Origin of the sequence: Helcobacillus massiliensis, assembly GCF_033106145.1 — a bacterium.
Lineage (GTDB): Bacteria > Actinomycetota > Actinomycetes > Actinomycetales > Dermabacteraceae > Helcobacillus > Helcobacillus massiliensis.
Genome location: NZ_CP136959.1, coordinates 82,681 through 108,705, shown reverse-complemented (window position 1 = coordinate 108,705; position 26,025 = coordinate 82,681). Strand labels below are relative to the sequence as shown.

The window sequence follows — 26,025 nt, the reverse complement described above, 5'->3', positions numbered from 1 at the left end:
GAATGACTACTTCCCGACGAACGCTCGCACCGCAGTGATCTGCGCCTGAACCATCACATCGAGGGTGGGCTGCAGAACCGGCGCGAAGAACGGCGAATGGTTCGCGGGAGCCCCGTCGGGTTCCTCGAAACCACCCACCGTCCAATACGTGTACGGCGCCCCGAGCGCATCGGGGATGCGGGAGAAGTCCTCCGACGCCGTCACCGGCACCTGTGTGCCGACCTTCTCCTCACCGAACTCGGCGATGAACGCATCGGTGACGACCCGAGTGAGGTCCTCGTCGTTCGTGGTGAGCGGGAACTGGTCGTAGAACTCGATCTCCGGGTCCTTCTCGCAGCCGCCGGCCGCGCATTCGGCCCTGACGATCCGCTCCAGGGAGGCGACCACGCGGTCCCGGACCGCCGGCTCGTAGTGCCGCAGGTTCAGCAGCAGCTGGGCCGAATCCGGGATGATGTTCGACTTCGTGCCCGAGTTGATCGCACCGACGGTCACCACGGAGAACTCGTTCGGCGGCACCTCACGACCCACGATCGACTGCAGCCGCACCACGATCGAGGACGCGATCACCACCGGATCGATCGCCAGATGCGGCATCGACCCGTGCGACCCCTTCCCGTGGATCGTCACCCTCACCGAATCACCCTGCGACAGGATCGGACCCACGGCGGTGCCGATGTGCCCGGCCTTCGCCGGCATCACGTGCTGCGCCAGGGCCACATCCGGTGCGGGGACAGCATCCGCGAGGCCGTCCGCCACCATGGCGGCGGCGCCCTCCGCGGTCTCCTCACCCGGTTGGAACAGGGCGATCACCGTGCCGGACCAGGAGTCGCGGTCATCCACGAGATCCCGTGCCGCGCCGATCAGCGCGGTGGTGTGGAAGTCGTGCCCGCAGGCATGCATGACCCCGTCGGCCTCCGAGGAGTACTCCAGCCCCGTGTCCTCCGTGACGGGCAGGGCGTCGAAGTCGGCGCGGGTGAGCACCACGGGTCCGTCACCGTTCTCGATGACGGCGACCACTCCCCCGCCGATGCGCTGCGGCTGCAGGCCGAGCGCCCGCAGCTCCTGTTCGATGCGCTCCGCGGTCCTCTCCTCCTGCATCGACAGTTCGGGGTGGCGGTGGAAGTGCTTGTACAGCTCCTCCAGGTCGGTGCGCTCGGTGAGGGCGGATTCGAACGGCGTGATCAGAGACATGCGGGGTTCACTCCTTGGTTTCTTGACCGGCGGGAACGGTGATGACGGTGGCGACCAGGGCCACGACCATCATGATGACGACGAAGAGGTTGCCGAGGAACGCGCCGAAGCGCAGCGGGCCCGCCTCAGCGGTCCACCCGGTGAAGAAGCCCCATTCCTGCACGGTCTGGATCGCGACACCGGACCCGGCGACCATGAGCGCCGCCGCGATCGCGATGCCGATGGCGCCACCGAGGGAGGAACCCATCTTGAAGATGCCGGACGCGGCACCGGTCTGCGACTTCGGCACCGAGGAGATCGCGGCATCCGTCGCCGGCGTGGCGAAGAAGCCCAGTCCCATGCCGAAGCAGGTGAAGCCGATGAAGGCGAACACCAGGTACGGAGTCTGCGGCACGAACGTGAGTGTGTTGAGGGCCGTGCCGATGGCGACGATGCCGAGCCCCCAGAGCATCGGCTTCTTCGGGCCGAAGCGGCGCAGCAGCTTCTCCCCCACGCGGATCACGAGGAAGATCGCGATCATGTAGCCGAGGGTCAGCAGGGAAGCCTGCAGGGCGCTCATGCCCGCGCCCTTCTGCGCGAGTGTCTGGGTGACGAGCAGGACCGCCACACCCATGTTGACGAGGAAGTTCGCGAGGGTGGGGCCGAAGAACCGCTTGTTGCTGAACAGGCCCAGGTCGATGAACGGGGCGAGGCCGCGCCGCTTGTTCTCCCACAGGATGAAGGCGACCGCGAACACGGCGAACACCACGAGCAGCAGGATGCCGATCCAGGACGTCCAGCCGATCAGCTTGCCCTGCGAGATGTACACGTTGATCGCCACCAGCGCGATCATGAAGGTGAGGAAGCCGCCCCAGTCGAAGGCCGGGTAGCCCTTCGCCTCGTCGAACTCCGCCTTCACGTTCGGGGTCTTCCGCACCAGGTACAGCGACAGCGCCGCCGCCAGGATCGACGCGATGAAGATGAACCGCCACCCGATGGCGGAGGCGACGACGCCGCCCACGATCGAGGTGAGGGCCGAGCCGCCGAAGGTGCCGATGGAGAAGAACGACACGGCGCGCTGACGCGCCGCGCCCTCGTAGAAGGTGCTGATGAGCGCGAGGACGGCGGGCATGATCGCCGCGATGGACAGGCCCTGGATGATGCGGCCGCCGAGCAGCATGGACGTGGTGAGGCCGCCCGCGTTGACGGGAGTGCCCGCGATCAGACCGGAGCCGATGATGCTGAGCAGGAGGCCGAACTTCAGGATGGTGGCCCGGCCGAGCCGGTCGGCGAGGGAGCCGGCGAGGACTACGAAGATGCCGGAGAACAGGGCCGTGATGGAGACGGCGAGGTTCGTGATGGTGGTGGCGGTGCCGAGCTCCGCCTCGATGTCGGGCTTGACGTTGACGAGGGTCTGGGCGAACAGCCAGAAGGTGAGGACCGCGAGGACTGCGCCGAACAGCCACGAGTCAGTGGCGCGGAACCCGTCGGCCCGCGGGATGCCCTCCGTGGCGCTGGCCTCAGCGGCCCGGCGCGCGCGGCGGGGACCGTCAGCGCGGGCGGTGCCCGAAGGGGCAGACCCGTCGGCATGGTCGGCGCCCGGGCCGCGGGAGGCGGCGGATGCCCGTCGATGGGATGGGGTTGAGCTCATAGAGGCCTCCGAGCGGTTCAGGTCACAGAAAGATAACAGCCCTCATCCTAAACCCGCGCGCCCGGGACCTCCGACCCCGCCTCAGCGCCCCACCCCCGCGCAGACCGACGGCCTCAGGCGGGGCGGACGCTGACCGATTCGATGGTGGCGTCCGGCCCCATCGCCAGGGTCGAGGCGACGACCGCAGCGACCGACTCCGGCCGCATGTACTTCTCCGCCTCGTACTCCCCCTCTTCGAAGGACCGCAGCTGCCGCTGCATATCCGTATCGACACGGCCGGGGTGCACGCTGATGACCCGCACCCCGTTCTCCCGCTCTTCCGCGCGCAGCGAATCGGCGAAGGCGCGCAGCGCGAACTTCGAGGCGCTGTAGGCACCGCCGCCCGCACCGGCCGTGAAGCCGCTGCCGGAGTTGATCAGCACCACCGACCCGCGGCTCTCCCGCAGGCGCGGCAGCAGCGCCGCGGTCAGCACCGCCGGCGCGGTCACGTTGAGGGTGAGGGAGCGCTGCCAGTCCGACGCCGTCAGATCCGCGACGGTCCCGGACACCAGCACACCAGCGGAGTGGATGACCCCGTCGATGGGACCGTCGATGCCGTCGACGGCCCCTGGAATGGAGTCAGGGTCGGAGAGGTCGAGCGGGAGGGTCTCGACGGATCCTCCGGCGGCGACGCGCTTGCGGACCTTGCCGCCGCGGCTGTCACCGGCGCACAGCTCCTGGGCGGCGGCATCCAGGCCGTCAGCGCAGCGAGCGGTGAGGATGAGGTCGTGGTGGGGGTGGAGGACACGGGCGATCGCGAGGCCGATGCCGCGGCTCGCCCCGGTGATCAGGTAGCGGCTCACAGCACGTACGGCTCTCGCGAGTCGTCATCGCTGACGAGAGGGAGGTCAGCCATGAACCACTGGTCCATGCCGCCGGTGACGTTGATGGCGTCGAATCCGTTCTGGTTCAGCCACTGGGTCACTTGGGCGCTGCGGCCGCCGGAGCGGCAGATGATGTAGAGGTCGCCGTCCTCGGGCAGCTGGTCGAGGTTCTCCAGGAGACCGGAGGCGGCGATGTGCTGGGCGTTGGGAGCATGCCCAGCGGCCCACTCCTGGTCCTCGCGCACGTCGATCAGATGGGCGTTCTCAGGCACTTCAGTGGGGCCGACGGATTCGAAGCTCATACCTCGAGTGTACGGGCGGGCCCTGTGGGAGGCGAGGGGACCGACGAATGCGGAGAGCCCCGCCGAGCACATGCTGTGCCGGGCGGGGCTCTCCCTGTACGGTGTCGCCTCCATCACGCGGGGACCGCTGGTGCCCTGCGGTCCCGACGGCTGGAGGGACCCGTCGGTCTGCGGTGGCCGATCAGCCGAAGCGGCCGGAGACGTAGTCCTCGGTCTGCTTGTTGGCCGGGGAGTTGAAGATCGTGTTGGTGTCGTCGTATTCGATGAGCTTGCCGGGCGTGCCGGTGCCGGCGATGTTGAAGAAGCCGGTCTTGTCGCTCACGCGCGCAGCCTGCTGCATGTTGTGCGTGACGATCACGATCGTGTAGTCCTTCTTCAGCTCACCGATCAGGTCCTCGATGGCGAGGGTGGAGATCGGGTCGAGCGCGGACGCCGGCTCGTCCATGAGGACGACCTCCGGCTTCACCGCGATGGTGCGGGCGATGCAGAGGCGCTGCTGCTGACCACCGGAGAGGCCGCCGCCCGGCTTGTTCAGGCGGTTCTTGACCTCTTCCCACAGGTTGGCGCCGCGCAGCGACTCCTCCACGATCTGGTCCGCCTCAGCGCGGGAGACGCGCTTGTTGTTCAGCTTCACGCCGGCCAGGACGTTCTCCGCGATCGACATCGTGGGGAACGGGTTCGGCTTCTGGAACACCATGCCGACGCGGCGGCGCACGTTCACCGGGTCGACGCCCGGGCCGTAGATGTTCTGGCCGTCGATCTTAACGGTGCCTTCGGCGTAGGCGCCCGGGATGACCTCGTGCATGCGGTTCAGGGTCCGCAGGAAGGTGGACTTGCCGCAGCCCGACGGGCCGATCAGCGCGGTCACGCTGTTGGGAGCGATGGTCATCGAGACCCCGTCCACGGCGCGGAAGTCGCCGTAGAAGACGTTCAGGTCCTCGATCTCAATGGGGAGGGACACAGTGGTTCCTTTCCTGAGCCGGATGCTCAGCGGCCCGTCTTGGGGGCGAAGTAGTAGGACACGAGGCGGGCGACCACGTTCAGCACCATCACCAGGATGATCAGCGTCAGCGCAGTGGCCCAAGCGCGTTCGAGGTTGATGCCGGTGTTGCAGGCGTACTCGGCGCGGGTGAAGTAGTTGATCACGGTGTCACCGGAGCACGGTGCTGCACCGGCGGCGTACTGGCCGTTGATGACCAGCGGCAGAGCCGCCATACGACCCTCGAACAGGTTCGCGTTCAGCAGGGTCAGACCGCCGATGGTGAACATCAGGGGCGCGGTCTCACCGATGACACGGGCCACGGCGAGGGTGACCGAGGTGGTGAGGCCGGCGATCGCGGTGCGCAGCACCACGCGGACGGTCACGATCCAGCGGGGCACGCCGAGGGCGAGGGCTGCTTCGCGCAGGTCGTGCGGCACGAGGCGGATCATCTCCTCGCTGGAGCGCACCACGGTCGGGATCATCAGCAGCGACAGGGCCACAGAGCCCATCAGGCCGGAGCGGATGCCCGGGTCATTGGTGATGGTGATGAACAGGGCGAGGGCGAACAGGCCGGCCACGATCGAGGGGATGCCCGTCATGACGTCCACCAGGAAGGTGACGCCGCGGCCGAGCATCCGCTTCACACCGGTCTTCGAGTACTCCACCAGGAACACGGCGGTGAACAGGCCGATCGGAATCGAGATGATCGACGCACCCAGGGTGATGAGGACGGTGCCGACGATCGCATGGAGGATGCCGCCGCCGTCGGCGCCGCCGGTGAAGCCCTGCATGGTGCCGGTCAGGAAGCCCGGGGTGAGCAGACGGGGCAGGCCGCGTGCAACGACCTCGGTCAGCAGGGAGACCAGCGGAATCATGGCGATCACGAAGGCGCCGGTGACCACGAGGGTGACCACGCGGTCCATCGCCCAGCGGCGTCCCTCGCGCAGTCGGGAGTAGACATAGGCGACCGCGAGGTGCAGCACGTAGCCGAACACCAGCACGGAGGCGAGGGAGAAGGGCGAGAAGTCCCGGCCCACCAGATTGACCTGCTGATCCTCCGGGAGGAGGCCCACCAGCGCCTGGACGCCGGCGAGGATCACCACGGACAGCGCCAGGGCGATGCCGGCGGTGATCAGTGCGTGGTACCAGGGCAGGCGGCGCTCTTCACGAGCGGCGGCGGAACGGGGGCCCTTCGGGCGCGGGGACTGCTGAGCAGCGCGACCACGGACGAGGTCCTGGTCCTTGATGACTGCAGAAGACGACATATCCGAACTCCTACTTCTTGCTGCTCGCGGAGACGATCGCGCGTGCGATGAAGTTGATGATGAAGGTGATGACGAAGAGCACAAGGCCGGCGAAGATCAGCTTGGACATGTCCAGGCCGGTGGACTCGGCGTTCTGCGCCGCAATGTAGGACGCGATCGTCGAGTGCTGGCCGACGGCGAGCACGTGCAGGGTGTAGGTGAGGCCCGGGGCCATCACCATGAGGACCGCCATGGTCTCGCCGAGCGCACGGCCGAGGCCGAGCATGGAGGCGGACACGACGCCGGAGCGGCCGAACGGCAGCACCACCGTGCGGATCATCTCCCAGCGGGTGGCGCCCAGTGCAAGGGCGGCCTCTTCGTTGAGTCGGGGGACCTGGAGGAAGACCTCCCGCGACACGGCGGTGATGATCGGCAGGATCATCACGGCGAGCACCACCGCCGCGGCGAGGACGTTGCGCATGGGGCTGGTGACCTCCTGGTCACTGCCCTGGAACATCGGGAACCAGCGGGTGAACAGCGACTCGTGCAGGAATCGGAACGCCGGCTCGAGCTTCGGGACCAGCCACACACCTCCCCACAGACCGAACACAACGGAGGGGACCGCTGCGAGCAGGTCGACCACGTATCCGATGGGCGTCGCCAGCTTGCGCGGCGCGAAGTGGGAGATGAACAGTGCGATGCCCACGGCAACGGGCACTGCCATCACAAGGGCGAGTCCGGCCGCCAGCACCGTGCCGAAGACCAGCGGGCCGACGAACTCCGCGAGGGAGAACTCACCGGACTGGCCCATGACTTCAGTGGAGGCCCGGATCGCATCCCAGCTCTGCGCGAGCAGGAACAGGAAGACGGCCAGGAGCGCGGCGAAGATGAGCAGGCCCGAGCCCACGCTCAGCGAGGTGAAGATCCTGTCGCCGAGGCGGACCGGAGTCCTGTTCGTCTTCTGAGGGGAGGTGGTGGTCACAGGGTCACTTAGCCTTGATCTTGTCGACGTTCTCCTGCGCCTTCTTGCTCATCTCGGCGGGGAGCGGGGCGCTGCCGGAGGAGCTCTCGGCGTCCTTCTGGCCCTGCTCGGAGATGACGAAGGAGGCGTAGGCCTTCACGAGGTCTGCCTTCTCCTGGCTGTCGTAGGTGTCGCAGACAGCCATGTAGGAGACGAGGACCAGCGGGTAGGCGCCGTCAGCGGTGGTGGTGCGGTTCAGCTCGAGGGCGAGGTCGCCGTCCTTGACCGGCTTGGAGTCGTCGACGGTCTTGCCGGCGCCCTCAGCGGACAGCTCGACGAACTTCTCGCCGACCTTGATCTTGGCGACGCCCACGTCCTTGGCCTGCGAGGCGTCGGCGTAGCCGATGGTGCCGTCGCCGCCCTTGACGGTGGACATCATGCCGGCGGTCTTGTCACCGGACTGGCCGCCCGACTCGTACCACTCTTCGATCGCACCGTGGGTCCACTCGTTCGGAGCAGCCTTGGAGAGGTAGTCGGTGAAGTTGCCGGTGGTGCCGGACTTGTCGGAGCGGTGCACCGGAACGATCGGCTTGGAGGGGAGCTCGGCGTCCGGGTTGTCAGCCTTGATCTTCGGGTCGTCCCACTTGGTGATGGTGCCCGCGAAGATGCCGGCGAGGGTCTCCGGGGAGAGCTGCAGGTCGTCCACGCCCTCGAGGTTGTAGACCACGGCGATCGGGGAGATGTACACCGGGATGTTCATCGCGGTGCCGCCCTCACAGCGGTCCTTCGCCTTGGTCATCTCCTCCTCGTCGAGGAAGTCGTCGGTGCCGGCGAAGTCGGAGGCCTTGGAGAGGAATGCCTCGCGGCCCTTGCCGGAGCCGGTGGCGTCGTAGGTGACCTGTGCTTCGGGGTTCTGCGCGGTGAAGCCGGCGAGCCACGCGTCCTGTGCGCCGCCCTGGGAGGAGGCGCCGGAGCCCACGAGCTTGCCGGAGACCGGCTTGGAGTCGGACTTGCCGGTGTCGGCCTTGCCGCCGTCGACCGGCTTGCCGCCGTCGGAGCCGCATGCGGACAGAGCAAGGACGCTGACTGCACCCAGCGCAGCAATGGTCTTACGGGAGAAAACGTTCACTTCTCGTTCCTTTCCGGACGCGGTGTCCGGCACGGGGTCAGGGGTCCCGAATGGGACGGACCCAACGTACGGAGACGAGGTGTCCTCCAGCGCTCCGGTTGGTGAACACTGGGTGAACTCAGGGAACCTGGAGGAATCAGCCCAGGTCAGGCATATGTTTCTCGGTCGCTATGACCTTGCCCTCACTGGTCACATGAGCAACCAGCATCTCCCCTGAGAGCAGATACGGGTCCCCGTCGGGGAACGACGCGGCCACCTTCTTCTTCGCGCAGTTGCGCAGCGTGGTGAACACGGTCGGCAGCACGGGGCGGTGGGTGCAGATGAGGGTCGCCTCGCTCTGCTCCAGGGAGCGCGCCACCAGCGCCGCCACCTGGGAGGGCCGGCGGGAATGGTTGTCCTCGGTGAGCTGGGTCTTGACCACCACGTCCTGCCCGGCGCTCTCCGCGTACGGGATGACCGTGTCCAGACAGCGCTGCCACGGGGAGCTGATGACGCTGGAGGGGTCGAAGGCGGAGATCAGATTCGGCAGCGCGGATGCCTGTTTGCGACCCTTCTTGGTGAGCGGCCGACTCGCCTCCTCACCACTGGGCCACTTCGAGCGGGGCAGGGCAGAGGCGTGGCGCTGCACGATGACCGCGGCCGTCCGGTGCTGGTTCTTCCTGACGGACTTCGCGAACGTGCGGATCAGCTCCTGATCGTGCTCGCCGGTGGCGCGGGCGAGCGCTTCGTCGAGGCTCATCCACTGAACCTGGTCCACTTCACCGCGGTTCACCGGTCCCGGGCGACGGCGCGCACGCACCGTGCCGACCCAGTAGGCGACGAACTTCGTGTTCCGGCCCACCTTGTACTGGGTGGACGGCAGCGGCCGGTGGAGGCGGATCGCATAGCCGGTCTCCTCCTCCACTTCGCGGACGGCCGCGGCGGGGAAGGATTCGCGCTTGTCCAACTTGCCCTTGGGGATCGACCAATCGTTGTAGCTGGGGCGATGGATGAGCAGAACTTCGATGGACCCGTTGTGCTCGCGCCAGACGAGCGCACCGGCGGCCAGAACGATCTTGGAGGGCACGGATTCGCTTTCGCTTGCTGGTGATGTCGGCGCCCATGTTCCCCCTGCGGACTGCCGATCTGACTGTCAGGAACGGCTGCTGTGAGGGATCAGCTGGAGGTGCCGGCCCGTCACGGCGAAGCCGAGCTTCTCATACATGGTCACCGCAGGCGCGTTGTCGCCGTCGGCGAAGAGGTCAACCGCGGCGCCGTCGGCTGCGGCGATGCCGCGGGTGGTGAGTGCAGCTCCGAGCTTCTGCCCCTGGGCCGACGGGTCCACACCCACCACGTACACCTCGACCCCGCCGTCCTCCCGCTTCAGCCAGGAGAAGCCGAGCAGGTCGCCGTTCGCGCTGCGGGCCAGCAGCAGGTCCTCCGCTCTGAACCACGGCTCGGCCATGCGCGCCTGCAGGTCCTCACGGGTGAGCCGCCCCTGTTCGGGGTGGTCGGCGAAGGCGCGGGCGTTGACGGCGACGAGGTCGTCGAGGTCGCACTCACCGGCGTAGGGGGCGAAGGCGATGTCCGCGGCCGACGGATCCACGACTTCGATCGGTGCGGCCTCGCGGCGCATCTGCAGCAGCTCACGCACCGCGGTGAATCCGCGGCTGCGCAGGAAGGTGAGGGAATCGCCGGATCCGCCGTGCACCCAGACGGCGGGGGTGGTGCCGTCGGCCGCGGCCTGGGCGGTGGCGGCGGTGAGCAGTCGGGAGCCGAGGCCCGTCCGGCGGTGATCGGGGTGGACCATGCCCTGCACGGTTCCGTCGGCCAGCAGGCTGACGTACCCGAGCGCAGCACCGCCGTCCCCGGTGATGAGGCCGTGGCGGGCGGTGCCTGGACGATTGAGGGCGAGGCGGGCCGCTTCGTCGAGGGCGGCGTCCCCGTCGGCCTGCTCGGCTGTCCGCAGAAGGTCCCGCACAGCGTCCACCTCGGCGGGCGCGAGTTCGGTGACCAGGGCGTCGGATGTCATCGGTCCTCCTCATCGGAACTACACTCAACTGTAACGAGTTGTCTGAGCAGAACGGCGGTCGTCGATGGTCCAGCAGGTGCGGGCTCCCCTCGGGAGCGCCCTGGCGCTGCTCCTCTCCCTGTCCACGCTGTCCACGCTGTTCGCGCGCGAACTGCTGATCGCGGGGATCGTCGTGACGATCGGCCTGCTCGCCTGGGGGTGGCCGCGCCTGCTGGAGCTGCCGGCGCCCCGTTCGGCGACCTTTCTGATCGCAGCGTCCGGCCTGTCCGCCCTCGGGGTGGGCTGGCTGCTGAACACGGAGCTGAGCCTCGAAGTGCCGATCTCCGTGGTGATGGCGATCGTGTTCTTCCTGTGCATCATGCGGGAAATGCTGCGGCCCTCCCGTCACCGCCTCACCCTGTCGCTGTCCGGCACGGTGGTGGGCTGCCTGTTCAGCCTGCTGTGCGTGACCTGGCTGCAGGCGTTCTCCCTGGCGCAGGCGTCGCCGTGGCGCGCCGACGCCCTGTTCGCCTCCCTCACCCTGGGGCTGTGCGCCAGCCTCGCCGTGCTGGCGCTGCCGGGCAGCGGGAAGGCGCGGGTGCCGGGCTCAATCATCGCCGGTGCCGTGATGTGCTCCCTGATGGCGACCGTGTTCACCTCTCCGATCCTCACGATCCTTCTGTGCGGGGCGATGGGGGCCGTGGTGGCGGGCGTTGCCGTGTCCACCCACTATCTGATGGTGCGCGTCATCGCCGCGTACGACAACGCCGGGTACGCAGCCGTCGGCGCCGCCCCCGTGGCGGTGGCCGGGGTGGCGGTGCTGCTGTTCATGCGCGCCGGCATCCAGTGGCTCGGCCTCGGCTGAGCGCCCTTCCCACCTGCCCAGCCGATGCTCCCACCGCCGTGTCCGACGCGTCCGCTGCGGTGACGGCGCTGATCGCGGTGCGCGCAGCAACGACGTAGGATGGCGGGCATGGAACAAGCACTGTCTGTCATCTTCCTCATCCTCTCCGGCCTGGTGGGCGTGGGCACAGCCGGCTTCGCGTACGTCGTGGTCTCCCGCCTGTTCAACCGCGGCTGATATGGCGATCCCGCTCGACGACACCCTCCACCCCGACATCCGCCCCCTCGCGTGGCTCGTCGGTGAATGGAGCGGCACCGGCGCCGCTCAGCTCACCGGTGACGACGGCGAAGAGCACGGCCGCCGCATCGAACAGCGCGTCACCGTGTCCCACAGCGGCACCCCCGAGCTCACCTGGTCGATGCAGACCTGGCTGCTGCGCACCGACGACGACGGCCCCGAACGCGAACTCCTCATGAAGGAGCGCGGCACCTGGACCACCACCGGTCTGCTGCCCGGCCAGAACGAAGAGGCCGCCGCTGCCGCCCCCGCCGGCTCCCCCGAGTCCTACCTCTCCCACGGCGTCCGCTTCACCGTGGACGGCGGTGAGACCTGGAACGGTGAGGTCCGCGGACCGCGCCTCCATGTGGGAGCGGAGGCCGACGGGCGCTTCTTCACCCGCATGTTCGGCATGATCGGCCCCCGCATCATGTGGCTGCAGGAAGCTGGGGACTCCCCCACGAACCTGTCCCCCACCCTTTCGGTGGAGCTGGATCGCTCATGAGCGCGCTGAACACCCTCATCACCCGGGGCGCCGTTCCCGGCGACGGGCCCGACGCCGCTGCCGCCTGGCACTACGGCGAACTGCTGCGCGAGCAGCGCCGCCTCGAGGACGGCCGCGCCGTGGTGGACCTGCCGCACCTGGAGATCATCGAAGTCTCCGGTCCGGACCGCCTCACCTGGCTGACCACCATCACCTCGCAGGACCTCTCGGCCCTCGCCGACGGTGACAGCGCCGAACTGACGGTGCTGTCCCCGCAGGGCCGCGTGGAGCACTGGGCGCAGGTCATCGGCACCCCTGATTCCGTGCTCATGATCCTGGATACCGGAGCTCGGGCAGGCCTGCGCGACTACCTGGAGCTGATGACGTTCGCGAACCGGATCGAGCTCACCGACCGCGACGATCTGCGCGCCCTCGGCGCCACGTGCTCCCTGCGCGGGTTCATCGACGGCGCCGAGCCCGTCGCCGAGTTCGAGGAGTCATGGCCTGAGGTGGCGCCCGGGGGTGTCGCCTACAGCACCGGCCCGGATCTGGTGGAGCCGTGGTTCATCGGCCTGTTCGAGGAGTCCGCGCTGCGGACCGCCGTGGCGGAGGGCCGCCTGAAGGCCGAGCAGATGGCCGGGCTGGCCGCCGCTGAAGCGATCCGCGTGCTCAACCACCGGCCCCGTTTCGCCCGCGACGTCGACGACCGCTCCATCCCTCACGAACTGGACCTGCTGCGCACCGCCGTGCACACCGCGAAGGGCTGCTACCGGGGCCAGGAGACGGTCGCGAAGGTGCTGAACCTTGGGCAGCCGCCGCGCCGGCTCGTCCTGCTGCACTTCGACGGCTCCCAGGACCTGCTCGTGCCGGTGGGCGCCGAGGTGAAGTTCGGGAAGAAGAGCGTCGGCACCGTGACGACATCGGTGGTCCACGCCGATGCGGGGCCCGTCGGCCTCGCCATGGTGCGCCGCGCCGTCCCCCTCGACCAGCCGCTGACCGTGCAGTTCACGGTGGGTGAGGACGAAGTCGCGGTCGACGCCGCTCAGGAGCCGATCGTGCGCAAACGCGAGCATGCCGCCCGGCCGACGACGTCCAGCCTGACGAGGCGCTGACGTGGCTCCGCCGGTCTCGGACCGTGTGCGCATGGCCGTCGGCGGCTGGGCCGGGGGCGGCTTCACACGCGTGAAGCTGAGCCTGCCCCAGATCCTCCTCGCGGCGGGCACCGCCGCGGTCGCGTACCTGATCTGCCTGACCCTGTGGGGCCACCAGTACCCTTTCTTCGCGTCCATCACCGCGTTCATCATCATCGGATTCACCCTGGAGACGAAGGTGAACAAGGTGCTGGGGTTCTCCTTCGGGGTTCTGCTCGGCGTGCTGCTCGGGGAGACCGCCCGGCTCACGATCGGCTCCGGCGTATGGCAGATCTTCGTGACGATCACGGTGGCGGTCACGATCTCCCGGTTCCTCAACGACGGCATCGTGTTCTCCATCCAGGCGGGCATCCAGTCCCTGCTGGTGATGGTGATGCCGGTGACGCCGGTGATGGAGCCGACCAGTCGCATCGTCGACGCCCTCACCGGGATCATCCTCGGCGCGATCGCGTCGTTCCTGTTCACCGGGGATCCGCGCCGCGCCCAGTCCCGCGCCGCGAACAGCTTCTTCCTCGAGCTGGAGGATGCCCTCAACTCCCTCGCGCTCAGTGCCCGCACCGGCACACAGGACGTGGCGCGGGCCGCGCTGCGGAGTCTGCGCCGCAGCTCCCAGCGCCACACGGACGCCTGGCAGCTCGCCAATGATGCGGCGGAGGAGATCACCACCTACTCCCCCACCGCGCACCGGCACGCCCGGCATGTTCAGAAGGTGCATCATCTGCTGGTGGGCTCCGACCGCGCCATGCGCAACGTCCGAGTGATCGCGCGCCGCCAGGTCGAGTTCATGTCGGCCTCGCCCGGGCGCGAATTCCCCACCCTCGCCGCTGCCTATGTGGCAGGCGTGGACGCTGTGCAGGCGATCCGCCTCTCGGTGGGTGAGGACGCGGAGTTCACCGAGGCGCGCCGCAAGCTCAAGGAGTTCACCGCGTACCTCACGCCGGAGGACCTGCTGCGTCCTCGCGGCGAGGATCCGCTGGGCCGTGCCGCTCACTTCCAGGGCATCACCCTCGTTATCCAGCTGCGGTCGCTCGCGATCGACCTGCTGGAGGCGACGGGCCTGGAGGCGGCGGAGGCGCGCAGGTTCCTGCCGTCGCTGATCGTCGCGTCCGACGGCAACGCGATCGGGCCGCGCCCCCTCACGATGGAGCTGCAGGCCGTGGAGCCGCCGGCCACGACCGAGGCGCTGGAGCTGCTCATCACCGACCGTACCGACCCGGACCGCAATCACCCGCGGCGTCTGACATAGGATGGCTGCGTGTTCGCCTTCGTCATTGCTTCGTGGATCCAGTTCGTCCTGCTCATCCTCACCCTCGGTGTGGAGGTGTGGGCGTTCATCAACGCAGTCCGCTTCAGCAATGACGCCTACAACGCGACCTTCCGGCGCCCGAAGGGCTTCTGGGTGGCGCTGACTGGAGGCGCGCTCGCCGTCGGCGTGCTCAGCTTCCTGTCCGGCGGCCGGCTCTTCCTGCTGTCCATGGTGGCGGTGTGCGTGGCCGGCGTGTTCCTCGCGGACATGCTGCCGAACCTGAAGCGGGTGACCGGCCGGTGAACCGCGCACCGCAGAGCCGCAATGATCTGCGCGCCGACCCCGCTGGGGAGCGGCGCCTCCAGATCGCGTTCGCACTCATCGTCATCGCGGCGATCGCCGGTCTGGCCGGCATCTTCTTCATCTTCACCGGGAGCGCCCTGGCGTCCGCCCCGGTCATCGTGTCCACCGTGGTGACGGCGATCTTCTTCGGCGCCGGCCTGTTCCTCTGGACCCGGGACGTCTGACCGCGGGGACGACGGATCGGCTAGTCGGCAGCGGCATCCGTCGGCCGCACGAGAACGGCGGCGGCGAGGTCCTCATCGGCCAGAGCGTCCGCACCCACAGTGACGCGCGCCCCCGGCAGCAGGCCGTGCTCACGCGCCCGGCCGAGGACGGCAGGGTCCGCGTCGGACACCCGCACCACCGTCACCGAGGACCCCGCCTCCGCCTCCGCGAGCACCGCCGGCTGCGAGGTGCTCAGCGGCGGCAGGACGCCGTCGGCCGACGGGATCGGATCCCCATGCGGGTCCTGCTGCGGATGCTCGAGCAGGCGGTCGATGCGGTCCAGGAACAGGTCGCTGACCGCGTGCTCCAGCCGTTCGGCCTCATCATGCACTTCATCCCACGCGTAGCCCACGGCCTCCACGAGGTACGTCTCGATGAGGCGGTGGCGGCGCACCATCTGCAGGGCGAGGCGCCGGCCGAGGTCGGTGAGCTCAGCCGGCCGGTACGGCTCGTGCGTCAGCAGGCCCTGCGCGGTGAGACGGCGGACCGTGTCGGTGACGGCGGCGCGGGAGGTGCCGAACCGTTCAGCGAGCTGGGCGGCCGACGGGGGCTGGGAGTCCCATTCGGCCGCGGCCCAGATCGCCTTCACATAGTCCTGCGCCACCGGGGTCAGATCGTCGATGTCCACGGCCCCCACCATAGTGCGACCAGCAGCAGGTTGAGTGCGATGATCGCGACGGCCGTCGTCCACGCGGCGACGATGAGCCAGCGGGACGTGGGGTGCTCGCCCATGAGGGTGCGGTCGGAGGCGAACCGCACCAGGGGCACGAGCGCGAACGGGATGCCGAGGCTCAGCACCACCTGGCTGAGGACGAGCGCCTCGGTGGGGTCGGCGCCGATCGCGAGGATGAGGAGGGCCGGCAGAACGGTGACGGCGCGGCGGGCCAGCAGGGGGATCCGACGGTGCAGCAGGCCCGCCATGATCTCCGACCCCGCGAACGCCCCCACGCTTGTGGAGGCGAGGGCGGAGGCGAGCAGGCCCACCGCGAACAGTCCCCCGACGACGGGGCCGACCTGAGCGGCGATCTGCGCGTGGGCGCCGTCGATCGTGTCGGTCCCGTCGGCCCCTGGGAGGGCCGCGGCGGCGAGCACGAGCATGCCGATGTTGACCGAGCCGGCGAGGAGGAGGGAGAGGACCACGTCGATGCGGGTGGCGTGCAGCAGGCGGGCCCGGGTGGTGGCGCCGGAGCTGCCGGTGCCGGTACGGGCGGCGCTGGTTCGGGTGGCGCCGGTGCGCTCGGCGTGATCCCGCCCCAGGCTGGAGTGCAGGTAGATGACGTGCGGCATCACGGTGGCGCCGAGCATGCTGGCGGCGATCAGCACCGCGTTCGTGTCGGCGAACCGAGGCACCAGGCCGCCGGCGATGCCGGTGGCGCTGACCGGGGCGATGACGAGCCCGGCGAGGAACCCGCCGGTGATGATGAGCAGCAGTCCGAGGATGACGATCTCGAAGGTACGGGAGCGGTGGCGGGTCTGGAGGGCGAGGATGCCGAGGGAGACCACCGCGGTGATGACCCCGCCGACGAGCAGGGGCAGGTCGAAGAGGATGTGCAGCGCGATGGCACCGCCCACCACTTCGGCGAGGTCGGTGGCGGCGGCGACGAGTTCCGCCTGCGCCCAGTACGTGAGGCGGCTGCGCCGGCCGAGGCGCTCCCCCACCAGCTGCGGCAGGGAACGGCCGGAGGTGATCCCGACCTTCGCGGAGAGGTACTGGACGAGCACCGCCATGAGGTTGGCGAGCACGAGCACCCACAGAAGGCCGTAGCCATAGTCGGCGCCGGCGGTGAGGTTGGCGGCGACGTTGCCGGGGTCCACGTAGGCGACAGCGGCGACGAATGCGGGACCGAGCAGGACGATGAGGCGGGATCGAGCAGACATGGAAGTTAAGTTACCTTAACTTCCGGTGATCACCTCATCAGCTGATCCACCGCGACCTGCGCATCCACCAGGTCGCGCAGGGGCCCGTCGGCCTGTCGCGATACCCGCAGCAGGATCGCGAGCGCTCCGATGACCTGCTCGTAGCGGTCGGACGGCTCGTCGATCGGCCACGGCTCGGTGCCGAGTCGGCGCAGAAATGAGCTGGCGGATGCGTCGTGGTACGGCACGTACTCCCACGGCGCGAGTCCGAAGAGGACCGCGGCGCCGATGCCCATGACGGCTTCGGCGGTGAGGTCGGAGTCGTAGGCCCGCAGCGCGGGGACCATGGAGTCGAGAGCGCTGGAGCCGGTGCCGGCGGCGAACAGCTGGGCGAAGGCGGAGTCCACCTGCTGGGCGCCCACCCGGTCTCGGGCGTCGCCGATCATCCGCAGAGCATCAGGGTCGGCGAGGGCGCGGGTTTCGGCGGCGGCGCGGAAGTCGTCGAACCAGGTGTCGTCACCGCGGGAGAAGGCCTCGGCGATGGCGGCGAAGTCGTCAGCGTAGGAGAGCGCAGCGACGCGGCGCTGATCCCGAGTCGGGGCCTCGGCGGGGACGGTCTCGACGATGCGGCCGATCGCGTCGATGAACTCCGGTGTGGTGGTGATCCTCATGGCCTCACTCTAGCCGCGACGGCCCGGGACCTCAGGCGAGCCCACCAGCCGAGGCTCGGCGAGGTTGCCTGGACGCTCATCTGTCCCTCACCGGTCGATCATCCTGTGTTCCCCATCGTGTTGCCGGGCCGCACCAAGGTGGGCATCGTGACCGGCCCATCCGGACGCTGCGCCGCGGGGCCCTCACGATGACCGAATCCTGGAAGGAGCCCGTCCATGAAGATGTCAGTGATCGGAGTCGGCTACCTCGGTGCGGTTCATGCCGCGTCGATGGCGAAGCTGGGGCATGACGTGGTCGGCATCGACATCGATGCCGACCGAGTCGCCGCTCTCAACGAGGGCCGCTCCCCCTTCTTCGAACCGGGATTCGATGAGCTGCTGTCCGACGGGATCAGCAGCGGCACACTGCGCTTCACCACCGACTGGGCGGACCTCACCGACTGCCGGGTGCACTTCCTCGCGCTCGGCACACCGCAGAAGCCGGATTCGAACAGCGCGGACCTGTCCTACATCCAGTCGGCACTGGCCTCCCTGACCGGCGCCCTCGCTGCCGCCGGTGCCTCCGGCGGGGGCGAGGGGTCCCGCCCACTGATCGTCGGGAAGTCGACCGTTCCCGTCGGCACTGCCCGCAAGCTGCGCGACCAGGTGGCCGACCATGCTGACCTCATGTGGAACCCCGAGTTCCTCCGCGAAGGCTTCGCCGTCCAGGACACCCTCACCCCGGACCGCCTCGTGTACGGCGTCGCCGCCGACGACGAGACCGCACCCGAAGTCGCGATCCTCGACGAGGTGTACCGGGCCATCATCGACACCGGTGTGCCCCGCTTCGTCTACGGCCTGGAGACCTCCGAACTGGTGAAGGTCAGCGCCAACGCGTTCCTCGCCACGAAGATCTCCTTCATCAACGCGATCGCCGAGGTGTGCGAAGCCACCGGCGGTGACGTCACCCAGGTGGCGGAGGCGATCGGGGCGGATGAGCGCATCGGGTCGAAGTTCCTGCGCGCCGGTCTCGGCTTCGGCGGCGGCTGCCTCCCGAAGGACATCCGGGCGTTCATGGCCCGCGCGGAGGAGCTGAACGTCGGTGAGGCGGTCGGTTTCCTCCGCGAGATCGACGCGATCAACATCCGCCGGCGTGAGCGCGTCCTCAACCTCGCCCGCCTCGAACTGCAGGGGGATCTCGCCGGTAAGCGCGTCACCGTGCTCGGCGCCGCGTTCAAGCCGAACAGTGACGACACCCGCGACTCCCCCGCTCTCGACGTGGCCCACATGCTGCATCGGGAGGGCGCGAAGGTGACGGTGACGGACCCGCAGGCGATCCCCAATGCCCGCAGGCGCTTCCCGGAGCTCACGTATGTGGAGAACTGTGAGGAGGCGATGATCGATGCGGAACTGGTCATCCTCGGCACCGAGTGGGCGCGCTTCAGGGAACTGTCGCCGACGGTGACGATGCGGCTCGTGCACCCGGGCGCGTCCATCATCGACGCCCGCAACGTCCTCGATCCGGCCGCGTGGCGCGCCGCCGGCTGGGTGTTCCACGCTCTCGGCCGCATGTCGCCCCAGCACAGCTTCCCGGTGCAGCAGCCGTCGTGGATGGCCGACGGATGCCGATCTCAGAAGAAGCGCGTCGCGCAGCCCGTTGCCGCCCGGCCCGCCACTGCGCACGCGAATGTCCCCCAGCCCACCGCCGCGCACGCGAGCGCCGGCGCGGCCGCAGACACCGGCACGGTCACCAGCGTCGGCGCGGCCGCAGGCGCCTGAGAGCAGGCACGGGCGTCTATCGGCTGGCTGTTGCGATAGAGCGGCTGCCCTGCCGCTAGGCGCCCATGCCCGTCCCGGCGGGGCGGGTCAGGGAGCAGACGGCCGGGCCAGAGCGGAGCCGGAGTAGTCGGTGAGCAGGCGGCAGGGTCAGAGCGCGGCCGGAGGGGTCGGGGCGCCGGCGGGCGGCTGGATCTTCGGGTAGCGGCCGCTGACGGCCGAGACTGCGGCAGCGGAACCGGTGGGGGCGGTGGCTCCGTCGGCCCCTGCAGCGCCCGCGGCGCCAGCGGATCCGTCAACACCCGGGGTCCCCGCGGTGACGGTGCGGCGGGCGGGCGCCGGATCCCAGTGGCCGTCCACGAGGCGGCGCTGCACCAGGATCGCCGCCCCGAGCAGGAGGGCGCCGAACACGAGCAGCAGGACCGCGCCGAGCACGGCGCCCGCCGACGCTCCCCACCCGAGCAGGATGCCGACCACGGCGAAGTCCGTGTCGCCGAACGTGGTGTTCGCGGAACCGAACGAGCCGAGCACCCCCATCAGCAGGGCGGGCAGGAACGTCACCAGCAGGCCGTTGACGAACGCGCCGACGATGGCTCCGCGCCGGCCACCGGTCGCGTTGCCGAACACGCCCGCTGCGCCGCCGGTGAAGAAGTGCGGCACCAGGCCCGGCAGGATCAGCGCGAGGCCGAACGCCGGCCCGAACACGGTGCCGAGCAGCAGCAGGCCGATCAGACCGCCGGTGAACGAGGACAGGAATCCGATCAGCACGGCGTTCTGCGCGTACGGGAACACGATCGGGCAGTCCAGCGCGGGGATCGCGCCCGGCACCACCTTCTTCGCAATGCCCTGGAACGCGGGCACGAGCTCACCGAGGATGGTGCGCACACCGAACAGGATCACCGCCACGGCGATGCCGAACTGGAGGCCCTGCGTCACCGCCAGCATGATGAAGTTGCCGACGCTTGATGCGCCCGCCTCCCCCGGCCCGGCGGCGAACGCCGCGAACGCCTTCTCCTGGCCGACCCGGGCCAGCGCCACCAGCGCCACGATCACGTACATGATCACCATCGACAGCGCGGTCGCGACCATCGAGTCGCGCAGGAACCGCAGCGACTCCGGCACCCTGATGTCCTCGGTGGAGCGGGAGCGGCCCTTCGGGTCCACGAGGCGGCCCACAGCGCCCGCCGCGATGTACCCGGCGGTGCCGAAATGGCCGATCGCGATCGCATCGTTCCCGGTGACCTTACGGGTCCAGACGTGCCCGAGTGCGGGGGTCGCGACCATGATGATGCCGAGCAGAACGGCGCCGATCAGCACCACCAGCACGGACGGCATCCCCGCGGACGCCAGCACGATCGTCAGCAGGGTGGCCATGAACAGCAGGTGGTGCCCGGTGAGGAACACGTACCGCAGCGGAGTGATGCGCGCCAGCAGGATCGCGACGAGGAACCCGGCGATCATCAGCCACAACACCTGCGCGCCGAAGTCCTGCTGGGCGATGCCGACGATCGCCTCATTCGTGGGCACCACACCCTGCGCGCCGAGCGCGTCCTCGATCATGGTGCCCAGCGGCGCGAGCGAAGCGACGACGAGGCCGGCGCCGGCGCCGATGAGGAGGAACCCGAGGGTGGCTTTGACGGCGCCCCCGATCACCTGGCCGGTGGAGCGCCGCAGCGCGAGCAGGCCGACAGCGGTGATCAGGCCGATGAGGAAGGCGGGGACCGCAAGGATCTCGTTGACGATGAACGCGGCGATGCTGACCAGGATGTCCATGACGTCAGACTACCGGGCGGGGAGACCCCGTCGGCCGCTACGATTCCCGCCATGAAGCCGTTCATTGTGATCGCCACCCGAGCCGACGCCGCCGCCGACCCCGAGTACGAAGCGGTCCTGCGGTTCTCGGGCCTGCAGCCGTCTCAGCTGCGCCGTGTCCGCCTCGAAGCAGGGCCCTTCCCCTCCGACATCGACCTCGACGACATCTCCGGCATCATCGTGGGCGGCTCGCCCTACACCACCTCAGATCCGCCCCATGCGAAGTCTGCGGAGCAGGTCGCGGCGGAGGCGGAGCTGTCGGCGCTGCTGGACCAGGTCATCGACCGCGACATCCCCTTCTTCGGCGCCTGCTACGGCGTGGGCACGCTCGGCGTCCACCAGGGCGCGGTGCTGAGCACCGAATACGGGGAGGAGGTGGGCCCCACGCCGATCACGCTCACGGCCGACGGCGCCGCCGACCCGCTGATCCGGCAGGCTGACCTGCCGGGCACGTTCCCCGCGTTCGTGGGGCACAAGGAGGGAGTGGCATCCCTGCCGGAGCATGCCGTGGTGCTCGCCACCGGTGAGGCCGCACCGGTTCAGATGTTCCGCGTGGGGACCCGGCAGTACGCAACCCAGTTCCATCCGGAACTGGACCAGCAGGGCCTGGCGGAGCGCATCCGCATCTACCGCCACGAGGGATACTTCGCGCCCGAGGAGATGGACGAGCTGCTGGGCCGGGTGGCGCAGGCGCGCACCCCGGAGGCGAACCGTCTGCTGCGGGCGTTCGTGGAACTGTTCGCGCGGGACTGATCAGACGTCGTAGATGCGGCGCAGCGCCTGGTCGATCTCCTGCTTCGAGGTGAAGTCGCCGATCACTTCCATCGGCACCCCCACATCGCCGAGGGTCTTCGCGATCTCGCCGGAGGTGAGGATGAACGCCGCCTCCTTCGCACGGCCCTTCGCGGAGATCGTGTCCGTCGCCTCCGCATTCACGTAGCGGGTCCAGCCCCAGTCCTCCAGCACCTGCTCGAGCGTGTTCTTCAGGAACAGACTGGTGCCCAGTCCGTTGCCGCACACGGTCAGCGCCAGGTGCGTCTCAGTGCCGGTGCCGGCGGCGCGGTCGGCACCCGTCGGCCCCTCATCATCACCACGAGAAGGCGGGTCCGTCGCGGGCGGCGGCCCGGCGGGCGCCGCCCCGGCATCGCGGGTGCGCAGCACCCGTCGGACCGACTGCTCACTGCGGGCCGCGAACAGGCGCCGCCGCTGCTCCGCATCCGCGAGCACGCCGGCGAGCTGCGCGAGCGCCTGCTGATGCTGGTCGGAGTCCGCAGCGGCGAGCGCCACCACCATCTCCACCGGGTCGTTGCTCTCGTGCCCGAACTCGACCGGGTGGGCGAGCCGCAGCACCGACATCCCCGTGCGGGTCACGGAGTCCGACGGGCGCGCATGCGGCAGCGCGAACCCGGGGGCGATCACGATGTACGGGCCGTGCTCCTCCACGCTCGCGACCATCGCGTCGGTGTAGGCGGAGTCCGCAACCCCTGCCTCCTCCAACAGGGCACCCGCCGCGACGACGGCGCTGCGCCAGTCGGCGACCTCGGCTCGGATACGAACCGCTCCGGCGGGGATCAGGTCGGCGAGATCGGTCATGCGCTCCTCCTGGTGTGCGGGCGAATGCCCGGGGCTCGTGCGGGCCGAGGCCGGCCAGCGGTTTCAGCGTACACAGCGAACGACCGCCCCCGGGTCTGCGGGGACGGTCGTTCACGTCAGCGGGCTGGACCCGCGTCGATTCGGCAGTGCGGGACCGTGGCGGTCCCGGGCCGCATCACTTCATCTTGGTGCCGGCGGAGCGGAGGTTCTCCGCCGCCTCGACCACGCGGGCGGCCATGCCGGCCTCAGCGGCCTTGCCCCAGGCGCGCGGGTCGTACATCTTCTTGTTGCCGACCTGGCCGTCCACCTTGAGGACACCGTCGTAGTTGCGGAGCATGTGCTCGGCGACGGGACGGGTGAAGGCGTACTGGGTGTCGGTGTCGACGTTCATCTTGATGACGCCGTTGTCCACGGCCTCCATGATGTCCTCGTGGGAGGAGCCGGAGCCGCCGTGCATCACGAGGTCGAACGGCGCGTCCTTGCCGTACTTCTCGCCCACAGCGTCCTGGATCTCCTTGAGGATCGACGGGGTGAGCTTCACGCCTCCCGGCTTGTACACGCCGTGCACGTTGCCGAAGGTGAGGGCGGTGAGGTAGCGGCCGTTCTCGCCGAGCCCGAGGGCCTCCACGATCGCCATGCCGTCCTCAACGGTGGAGAACAGCTTGGTCTTGTCAGAGGTGTCCGCGGCGATGCCGTCCTCCTCGCCGCCCACAACGCCGACCTCGATCTCGAGGATCTTCTTCGCCTCCTGCGACTTCTCCAGCAGGCGCTTGGCGATCTCGAGGTTCTCCTCGACCGGCACAGCGGAGCCGTCCCACATGTGCGACTGGAAGAGGGGGTTCAGGCCCTTCTTCACCCGGTTCTCGAGGTCCCAGTCGATCAGCGGGTCCACCCAGGTGGGGAGGATGTCCTTCGGGCAGTGGTCGGTGTGCAGTGCAACGGTGACGTCGTAGCTGTCAGCGATCACGTGGACGTACTCGGCGAACGCGAGGGAGCCCTTGACGCGGTCCTTGACGGTGGAGCCGGAGAAGTACTCAGCGCCGCCGAACGACACCTGGAGGATGCCGTCGGACTCCGCCTCTGCGAAGCCGCGGATGGCGGCGGTCGCGGTCTGCGAGGAGGACACGTTGATCGCGGGGTAGGCGAACTTGCCCTTCTTCGCGCGGTCGATCATCTCGGCGTACTTCTCTGGGGTTGCGATGGCCATCCCTGATCTCCTTCATGGGGCTGTCGAACAGAACGCTTCCATCCTCCCACAGGGCACCTGGCCGTCCAGCAGGGCGGAAGTCCCCCGCTGCGGCACCGGTCACCGGCTCGGCATGCGTCCAGCCGTCGGACCGTTCGCCGGCACGGTCACGGCGAGGACGAAGCCGCCGTCCTCCGTGGGCTCCGCGGTGACCTCCCCGCCGAGAGCGCCGACGCGTTCGCGCACTCCCCGGATTCCGAGACCCGCACCGGGGGCGGCGACGGCGTTCTCATCGACCGCCTTCCCGGACCGGATCCGCACCGTCACCGCGTCCGCGCTCCGCTCCAGGTCGACGTCCACCGCCGCGCCGGGCGCGTGGCGCATCGCGTTGGACAGTCCCTCCTGCACGGTGCGGCACACCGCGAGCTGCAGGGTGGGCGGCAGCTCCAGCGGCGCCTGCTCCCAGTCACCGTGCCAGTGCTCGGTGACGCTGACCCCGGCCCGACGGGTGCCGTCGATCACCTGGGGCAGGTCCGTGAGGTCGGGCTGGGGCGCGGTGAGAGCGGACCCGTCGACCGCGCCTGCTCCCCCGCCGCCCGTCTCGGATCCCCCGCGGGAATCACCGGCCGCACCGGGTGCGGCTGTTCCCACAGCACCGGCGCCCGCGGCGCCTGCCGCGGCCGGATCCGGATTCGCTCGGAGGATCGCGAGCAGCGACCGCATCTCCGTCAGCGCCTGCCGGGACGTCGCCGCGATCTGGTCGAACTCCTCCACCACCTCCGGTGCCATCTCCCCCGGGAGGCGGTACTGCGCTGTTGACGCCTGCACGCTGATCACCGACATCGAATGCGCCACCACATCATGCAGCTCGCGCGCGATCCGGGTGCGCTCCTCCAGGTCGGTGCGCGCCTGCTCCGACCGGTCGCGCTCCTGCACCACCCGCAGCGACTCGCGCCGCTCCGCCGCCAGCGCCTGCCGGTTCTCCAGGAACTGGTTCAGCAGGTACCCGGCGACCCCCGCTGTCGCGAGGGTGCTCGCGGCGAGGATCGGCAGCACGATCGTCACTGCCCAGCCGAGCGAGGTGTGCAGGAGGACCCCCGCCGCTTCGGAGACGATGATGGCGCCGAGCAGGGCCGAGGCGACCGTCAGGCCGAGGACCTGCCGGCCGGCGAACAGCTGCAGGTACACGAAGACGCTGACCGCGAGGGTCGCCGCCAGCGTGGTGGGCAGAGCCACCAGGGCATCGCCCGAGATGAAGCGGATGCTCAGCAGGAGGACCGCGCTGAACAGGATCGTCGCCGAGGTGATGCGCGGCCACCATCCGGCCGCCGCCACCGACGCGCACATCAGCGCCGGCCCCGCCACCAGCAGCGCGATCGAGGTCAGCGCAACCGGCCCGAACACCTCCGTCCCGGCCCCGGAATCCGCGCTCGACCACGAGGAGACCACCGCGAACATCAGCAGCAGGATCGGCACGAGGGCGGTGGCCCCCAGCAGTGCCTGCACCACCACCCAGCCGTGCAGGGAGAAGCCGAGACGATCGCGGGTCCCGTCGGCCTCCTCCCACCCTTCCAGCGGCACCGCACCCCGACGGTCCCCCAGCGCCGCCAGCGTCACCCGCGCTTCGATCAGCGCCATCACCCGCAGCAGCAGCGGGGCCGTGACGATGAACGCGACCGCCATCGTGGTGAAGACGACCAGGTCAGCGACCATCCAGCCGCCGCCGGCCTCCTGGACCGACGGGTCCATGCCCATCAGCATCCGCACCACCTGCAGAGTCGCGGGCTCTGTGCCGGCGACCCCCAGCGACCCGAGCGCCGCCACCGCGCTGACCGTGGAGAACAGTGCGAGAGCCGCCCACCCGACCAGCATCACCGCCCAGCATCCGCGCATGATCGGCGCGACCACCGCTTCGAACAGCACGTCCAGCCAGCGCCGCACATCCGCGAACGCCCGGCCGAGGGTCTCCATCGACGTGATCGGCTCGTACCCCGCATCGGGGATCCGCCACCCGTCGTCCTGCGCCCAGAAGTTGACGCGGGAGCGGGTCAGCTGCGCCGCCCACCCGCACAGCAGCAGAGTGGGCGGCAGCAGCAGCACCATCGCCGCGATCACCAGCGGGCCGACCACACCGAGGAGGGTGAGCACGCCGAACGTGGCGATGGTGAGGGCGGCGGAGATCAGCATGCCGCCGGACACGAACACGAGGTCGTGGCCGGCTCGGATGAGCTGAAAGCGCAGAGCGGTGATCATGTGTCCACGCTAGCGGCGGGGTCGGGCGCGCGCGTCAT

The 26,025-nt window shown here is 69.5% G+C and carries 25 protein-coding genes; 8 read left to right on the top strand and 17 right to left on the bottom strand.

The features are described from left to right. Positions 1-6: 6 nt before the first annotated feature. From R3I40_RS00520 to mshD, 10 genes are all read right to left on the bottom strand, one after another. Positions 7-1,191 carry an amidohydrolase gene (locus R3I40_RS00520; protein ID WP_239376218.1) on the bottom strand — a complete coding sequence of 395 codons (1,185 nt, stop codon included), beginning with the start codon at positions 1,189-1,191 and terminating at the stop codon, positions 7-9. A gap of 7 nt (positions 1,192-1,198) precedes the next feature. Next, positions 1,199-2,821 (bottom strand): MFS transporter, encoded by a 1,623-nt coding sequence (locus R3I40_RS00515; protein WP_285262021.1) that lies wholly within the window; start codon positions 2,819-2,821, stop codon positions 1,199-1,201. Between the two features lie 113 nt (positions 2,822-2,934). Next, positions 2,935-3,663, bottom strand: a complete 729-nt coding sequence (locus R3I40_RS00510; protein ID WP_183376244.1) for an SDR family oxidoreductase — start codon at positions 3,661-3,663, stop codon at positions 2,935-2,937. After that, positions 3,660-3,986: a rhodanese-like domain-containing protein gene (locus tag R3I40_RS00505; RefSeq protein WP_183376243.1), complete on the bottom strand. Its 327-nt coding sequence runs from the start codon at positions 3,984-3,986 to the stop codon at positions 3,660-3,662. The genes R3I40_RS00510 and R3I40_RS00505 overlap by 4 nt, the downstream gene beginning before the upstream one ends. A 181-nt stretch (positions 3,987-4,167) precedes the next feature. Continuing rightward, entirely contained in the window at positions 4,168-4,947 is a 780-nt protein-coding gene (pstB, locus tag R3I40_RS00500; RefSeq protein ID WP_239376226.1) for a phosphate ABC transporter ATP-binding protein PstB, read from the bottom strand. Between the two features lie 26 nt (positions 4,948-4,973). Further along, positions 4,974-6,233 carry a phosphate ABC transporter permease PstA gene (pstA, locus tag R3I40_RS00495; RefSeq protein ID WP_239376228.1) on the bottom strand — a complete coding sequence of 420 codons (1,260 nt, stop codon included), beginning with the start codon at positions 6,231-6,233 and terminating at the stop codon, positions 4,974-4,976. A 10-nt stretch (positions 6,234-6,243) separates the two neighbouring features. After that, positions 6,244-7,194 carry a phosphate ABC transporter permease subunit PstC gene (gene pstC, locus R3I40_RS00490; protein ID WP_183376239.1) on the bottom strand — a complete coding sequence of 317 codons (951 nt, stop codon included), beginning with the start codon at positions 7,192-7,194 and terminating at the stop codon, positions 6,244-6,246. 4 nt (positions 7,195-7,198) lie between these two features. Continuing rightward, positions 7,199-8,302 (bottom strand): phosphate ABC transporter substrate-binding protein PstS, encoded by a 1,104-nt coding sequence (pstS, locus tag R3I40_RS00485; protein WP_183376237.1) that lies wholly within the window; start codon positions 8,300-8,302, stop codon positions 7,199-7,201. Positions 8,303-8,438: 136 nt separating this feature from the next. Then, on the bottom strand, positions 8,439-9,368 hold the full coding sequence (locus R3I40_RS00480; RefSeq protein ID WP_183376235.1) for an NUDIX hydrolase: 930 nt from the start codon (positions 9,366-9,368) through the stop codon (positions 8,439-8,441). Between the two features lie 66 nt (positions 9,369-9,434). Further along, a complete protein-coding gene (gene mshD, locus R3I40_RS00475; RefSeq protein ID WP_285262022.1) occupies positions 9,435-10,313 on the bottom strand; it encodes a mycothiol synthase in 879 nt (292 codons plus the stop codon). A gap of 64 nt (positions 10,314-10,377) precedes the next feature. Between mshD and R3I40_RS00470 the strand changes: the two genes are divergently transcribed. The 6 genes from R3I40_RS00470 to R3I40_RS00445 all read left to right on the top strand — a co-directional run bounded on the left by R3I40_RS00470 (position 10,378) and on the right by R3I40_RS00445 (position 14,820). Then, positions 10,378-11,157, top strand: a complete 780-nt coding sequence (locus R3I40_RS00470) for a hypothetical protein (RefSeq protein ID WP_239376234.1) — start codon at positions 10,378-10,380, stop codon at positions 11,155-11,157. Between the two features lie 217 nt (positions 11,158-11,374). Beyond that, positions 11,375-11,917 (top strand): heme-binding beta-barrel domain-containing protein, encoded by a 543-nt coding sequence (locus R3I40_RS00465; RefSeq protein ID WP_285262023.1) that lies wholly within the window; start codon positions 11,375-11,377, stop codon positions 11,915-11,917. Beyond that, positions 11,914-13,008 carry a CAF17-like 4Fe-4S cluster assembly/insertion protein YgfZ gene (ygfZ, locus tag R3I40_RS00460; RefSeq protein WP_285262024.1) on the top strand — a complete coding sequence of 365 codons (1,095 nt, stop codon included), beginning with the start codon at positions 11,914-11,916 and terminating at the stop codon, positions 13,006-13,008. The genes R3I40_RS00465 and ygfZ overlap by 4 nt, the downstream gene beginning before the upstream one ends. A gap of 1 nt (position 13,009) precedes the next feature. Beyond that, on the top strand, positions 13,010-14,293 hold the full coding sequence (locus tag R3I40_RS00455; protein ID WP_239376238.1) for an FUSC family protein: 1,284 nt from the start codon (positions 13,010-13,012) through the stop codon (positions 14,291-14,293). A gap of 9 nt (positions 14,294-14,302) precedes the next feature. Then, positions 14,303-14,596: a DUF2516 family protein gene (locus R3I40_RS00450; protein WP_285262025.1), complete on the top strand. Its 294-nt coding sequence runs from the start codon at positions 14,303-14,305 to the stop codon at positions 14,594-14,596. Then, on the top strand, positions 14,593-14,820 hold the full coding sequence (locus R3I40_RS00445) for a hypothetical protein (RefSeq protein WP_285262026.1): 228 nt from the start codon (positions 14,593-14,595) through the stop codon (positions 14,818-14,820). The genes R3I40_RS00450 and R3I40_RS00445 overlap by 4 nt, the downstream gene beginning before the upstream one ends. Before the next feature lie 20 nt (positions 14,821-14,840). Here R3I40_RS00445 and R3I40_RS00440 read toward each other — a convergent pair whose 3' ends face one another. Genes R3I40_RS00440 through R3I40_RS00430 form a run of 3 tightly spaced genes read right to left on the bottom strand, consistent with a single transcriptional unit; the run spans position 14,841 to position 17,388 of the window. Next, complete coding sequence (locus R3I40_RS00440) at positions 14,841-15,488, bottom strand: metal-dependent transcriptional regulator (protein ID WP_285262027.1); 648 nt, start codon at positions 15,486-15,488, stop codon at positions 14,841-14,843. Beyond that, on the bottom strand, positions 15,470-16,738 hold the full coding sequence (locus R3I40_RS00435; RefSeq protein WP_285262028.1) for an Nramp family divalent metal transporter: 1,269 nt from the start codon (positions 16,736-16,738) through the stop codon (positions 15,470-15,472). The genes R3I40_RS00440 and R3I40_RS00435 overlap by 19 nt, the downstream gene beginning before the upstream one ends. A gap of 29 nt (positions 16,739-16,767) precedes the next feature. Further along, a complete protein-coding gene (locus tag R3I40_RS00430) occupies positions 16,768-17,388 on the bottom strand; it encodes a hypothetical protein (RefSeq protein ID WP_285262029.1) in 621 nt (206 codons plus the stop codon). 216 nt (positions 17,389-17,604) lie between these two features. On the opposite strand from R3I40_RS00430, the gene R3I40_RS00425 reads away from it, so the two are divergent. After that, complete coding sequence (locus tag R3I40_RS00425; protein ID WP_285262030.1) at positions 17,605-19,146, top strand: UDP-glucose dehydrogenase family protein; 1,542 nt, start codon at positions 17,605-17,607, stop codon at positions 19,144-19,146. 147 nt (positions 19,147-19,293) lie between these two features. On the opposite strand, the gene R3I40_RS00420 is transcribed toward R3I40_RS00425, so the two are convergent. Then, positions 19,294-20,916, bottom strand: a complete 1,623-nt coding sequence (locus R3I40_RS00420; protein ID WP_317700033.1) for a PTS ascorbate transporter subunit IIC — start codon at positions 20,914-20,916, stop codon at positions 19,294-19,296. Positions 20,917-20,967: 51 nt separating this feature from the next. On the opposite strand from R3I40_RS00420, the gene R3I40_RS00415 reads away from it, so the two are divergent. After that, the gene (locus R3I40_RS00415) at positions 20,968-21,708 is read left to right on the top strand and encodes a glutamine amidotransferase (protein WP_259928077.1); all 741 of its coding nucleotides are present in this window, start codon (positions 20,968-20,970) and stop codon (positions 21,706-21,708) included. On the opposite strand, the gene R3I40_RS00410 is transcribed toward R3I40_RS00415, so the two are convergent. The 3 genes from R3I40_RS00410 to R3I40_RS00400 all read right to left on the bottom strand — a co-directional run bounded on the left by R3I40_RS00410 (position 21,709) and on the right by R3I40_RS00400 (position 25,987). Further along, a complete protein-coding gene (locus tag R3I40_RS00410; protein WP_183376211.1) occupies positions 21,709-22,548 on the bottom strand; it encodes a PTS sugar transporter subunit IIAB in 840 nt (279 codons plus the stop codon). A gap of 175 nt (positions 22,549-22,723) precedes the next feature. Continuing rightward, positions 22,724-23,755 (bottom strand): class II fructose-bisphosphate aldolase, encoded by a 1,032-nt coding sequence (gene fbaA, locus R3I40_RS00405; RefSeq protein ID WP_183376209.1) that lies wholly within the window; start codon positions 23,753-23,755, stop codon positions 22,724-22,726. A gap of 99 nt (positions 23,756-23,854) precedes the next feature. Beyond that, a complete protein-coding gene (locus R3I40_RS00400; RefSeq protein ID WP_285262032.1) occupies positions 23,855-25,987 on the bottom strand; it encodes a sensor histidine kinase in 2,133 nt (710 codons plus the stop codon). Positions 25,988-26,025: the final 38 nt, after the last annotated feature.

What these genes read in the sequence shown, in the direction of transcription:
- R3I40_RS00520 (WP_239376218.1), bottom strand. Translation starts at nt 1,191, where the DNA reads ATGTCTCTGATCACGCCGTTCGAATCCGCCCTCACCGAGCGCACCGAC.
- R3I40_RS00515 (WP_285262021.1), bottom strand. Translation starts at nt 2,821, where the DNA reads ATGAGCTCAACCCCATCCCATCGACGGGCATCCGCCGCCTCCCGCGGC.
- R3I40_RS00505 (WP_183376243.1), bottom strand. Translation starts at nt 3,986, where the DNA reads ATGAGCTTCGAATCCGTCGGCCCCACTGAAGTGCCTGAGAACGCCCAT.
- pstA (WP_239376228.1), bottom strand. Translation starts at nt 6,233, where the DNA reads ATGTCGTCTTCTGCAGTCATCAAGGACCAGGACCTCGTCCGTGGTCGC.
- mshD (WP_285262022.1), bottom strand. Translation starts at nt 10,313, where the DNA reads ATGACATCCGACGCCCTGGTCACCGAACTCGCGCCCGCCGAGGTGGAC.
- R3I40_RS00470 (WP_239376234.1), top strand. Translation starts at nt 10,378, where the DNA reads ATGGTCCAGCAGGTGCGGGCTCCCCTCGGGAGCGCCCTGGCGCTGCTC.
- R3I40_RS00465 (WP_285262023.1), top strand. Translation starts at nt 11,375, where the DNA reads ATGGCGATCCCGCTCGACGACACCCTCCACCCCGACATCCGCCCCCTC.
- ygfZ (WP_285262024.1), top strand. Translation starts at nt 11,914, where the DNA reads ATGAGCGCGCTGAACACCCTCATCACCCGGGGCGCCGTTCCCGGCGAC.
- R3I40_RS00435 (WP_285262028.1), bottom strand. Translation starts at nt 16,738, where the DNA reads ATGTCTGCTCGATCCCGCCTCATCGTCCTGCTCGGTCCCGCATTCGTC.
- R3I40_RS00430 (WP_285262029.1), bottom strand. Translation starts at nt 17,388, where the DNA reads ATGAGGATCACCACCACACCGGAGTTCATCGACGCGATCGGCCGCATC.
- R3I40_RS00425 (WP_285262030.1), top strand. Translation starts at nt 17,605, where the DNA reads ATGAAGATGTCAGTGATCGGAGTCGGCTACCTCGGTGCGGTTCATGCC.
- R3I40_RS00420 (WP_317700033.1), bottom strand. Translation starts at nt 20,916, where the DNA reads ATGGACATCCTGGTCAGCATCGCCGCGTTCATCGTCAACGAGATCCTT.
- R3I40_RS00415 (WP_259928077.1), top strand. Translation starts at nt 20,968, where the DNA reads ATGAAGCCGTTCATTGTGATCGCCACCCGAGCCGACGCCGCCGCCGAC.
- R3I40_RS00410 (WP_183376211.1), bottom strand. Translation starts at nt 22,548, where the DNA reads ATGACCGATCTCGCCGACCTGATCCCCGCCGGAGCGGTTCGTATCCGA.
- fbaA (WP_183376209.1), bottom strand. Translation starts at nt 23,755, where the DNA reads ATGGCCATCGCAACCCCAGAGAAGTACGCCGAGATGATCGACCGCGCG.
- R3I40_RS00400 (WP_285262032.1), bottom strand. Translation starts at nt 25,987, where the DNA reads ATGATCACCGCTCTGCGCTTTCAGCTCATCCGAGCCGGCCACGACCTC.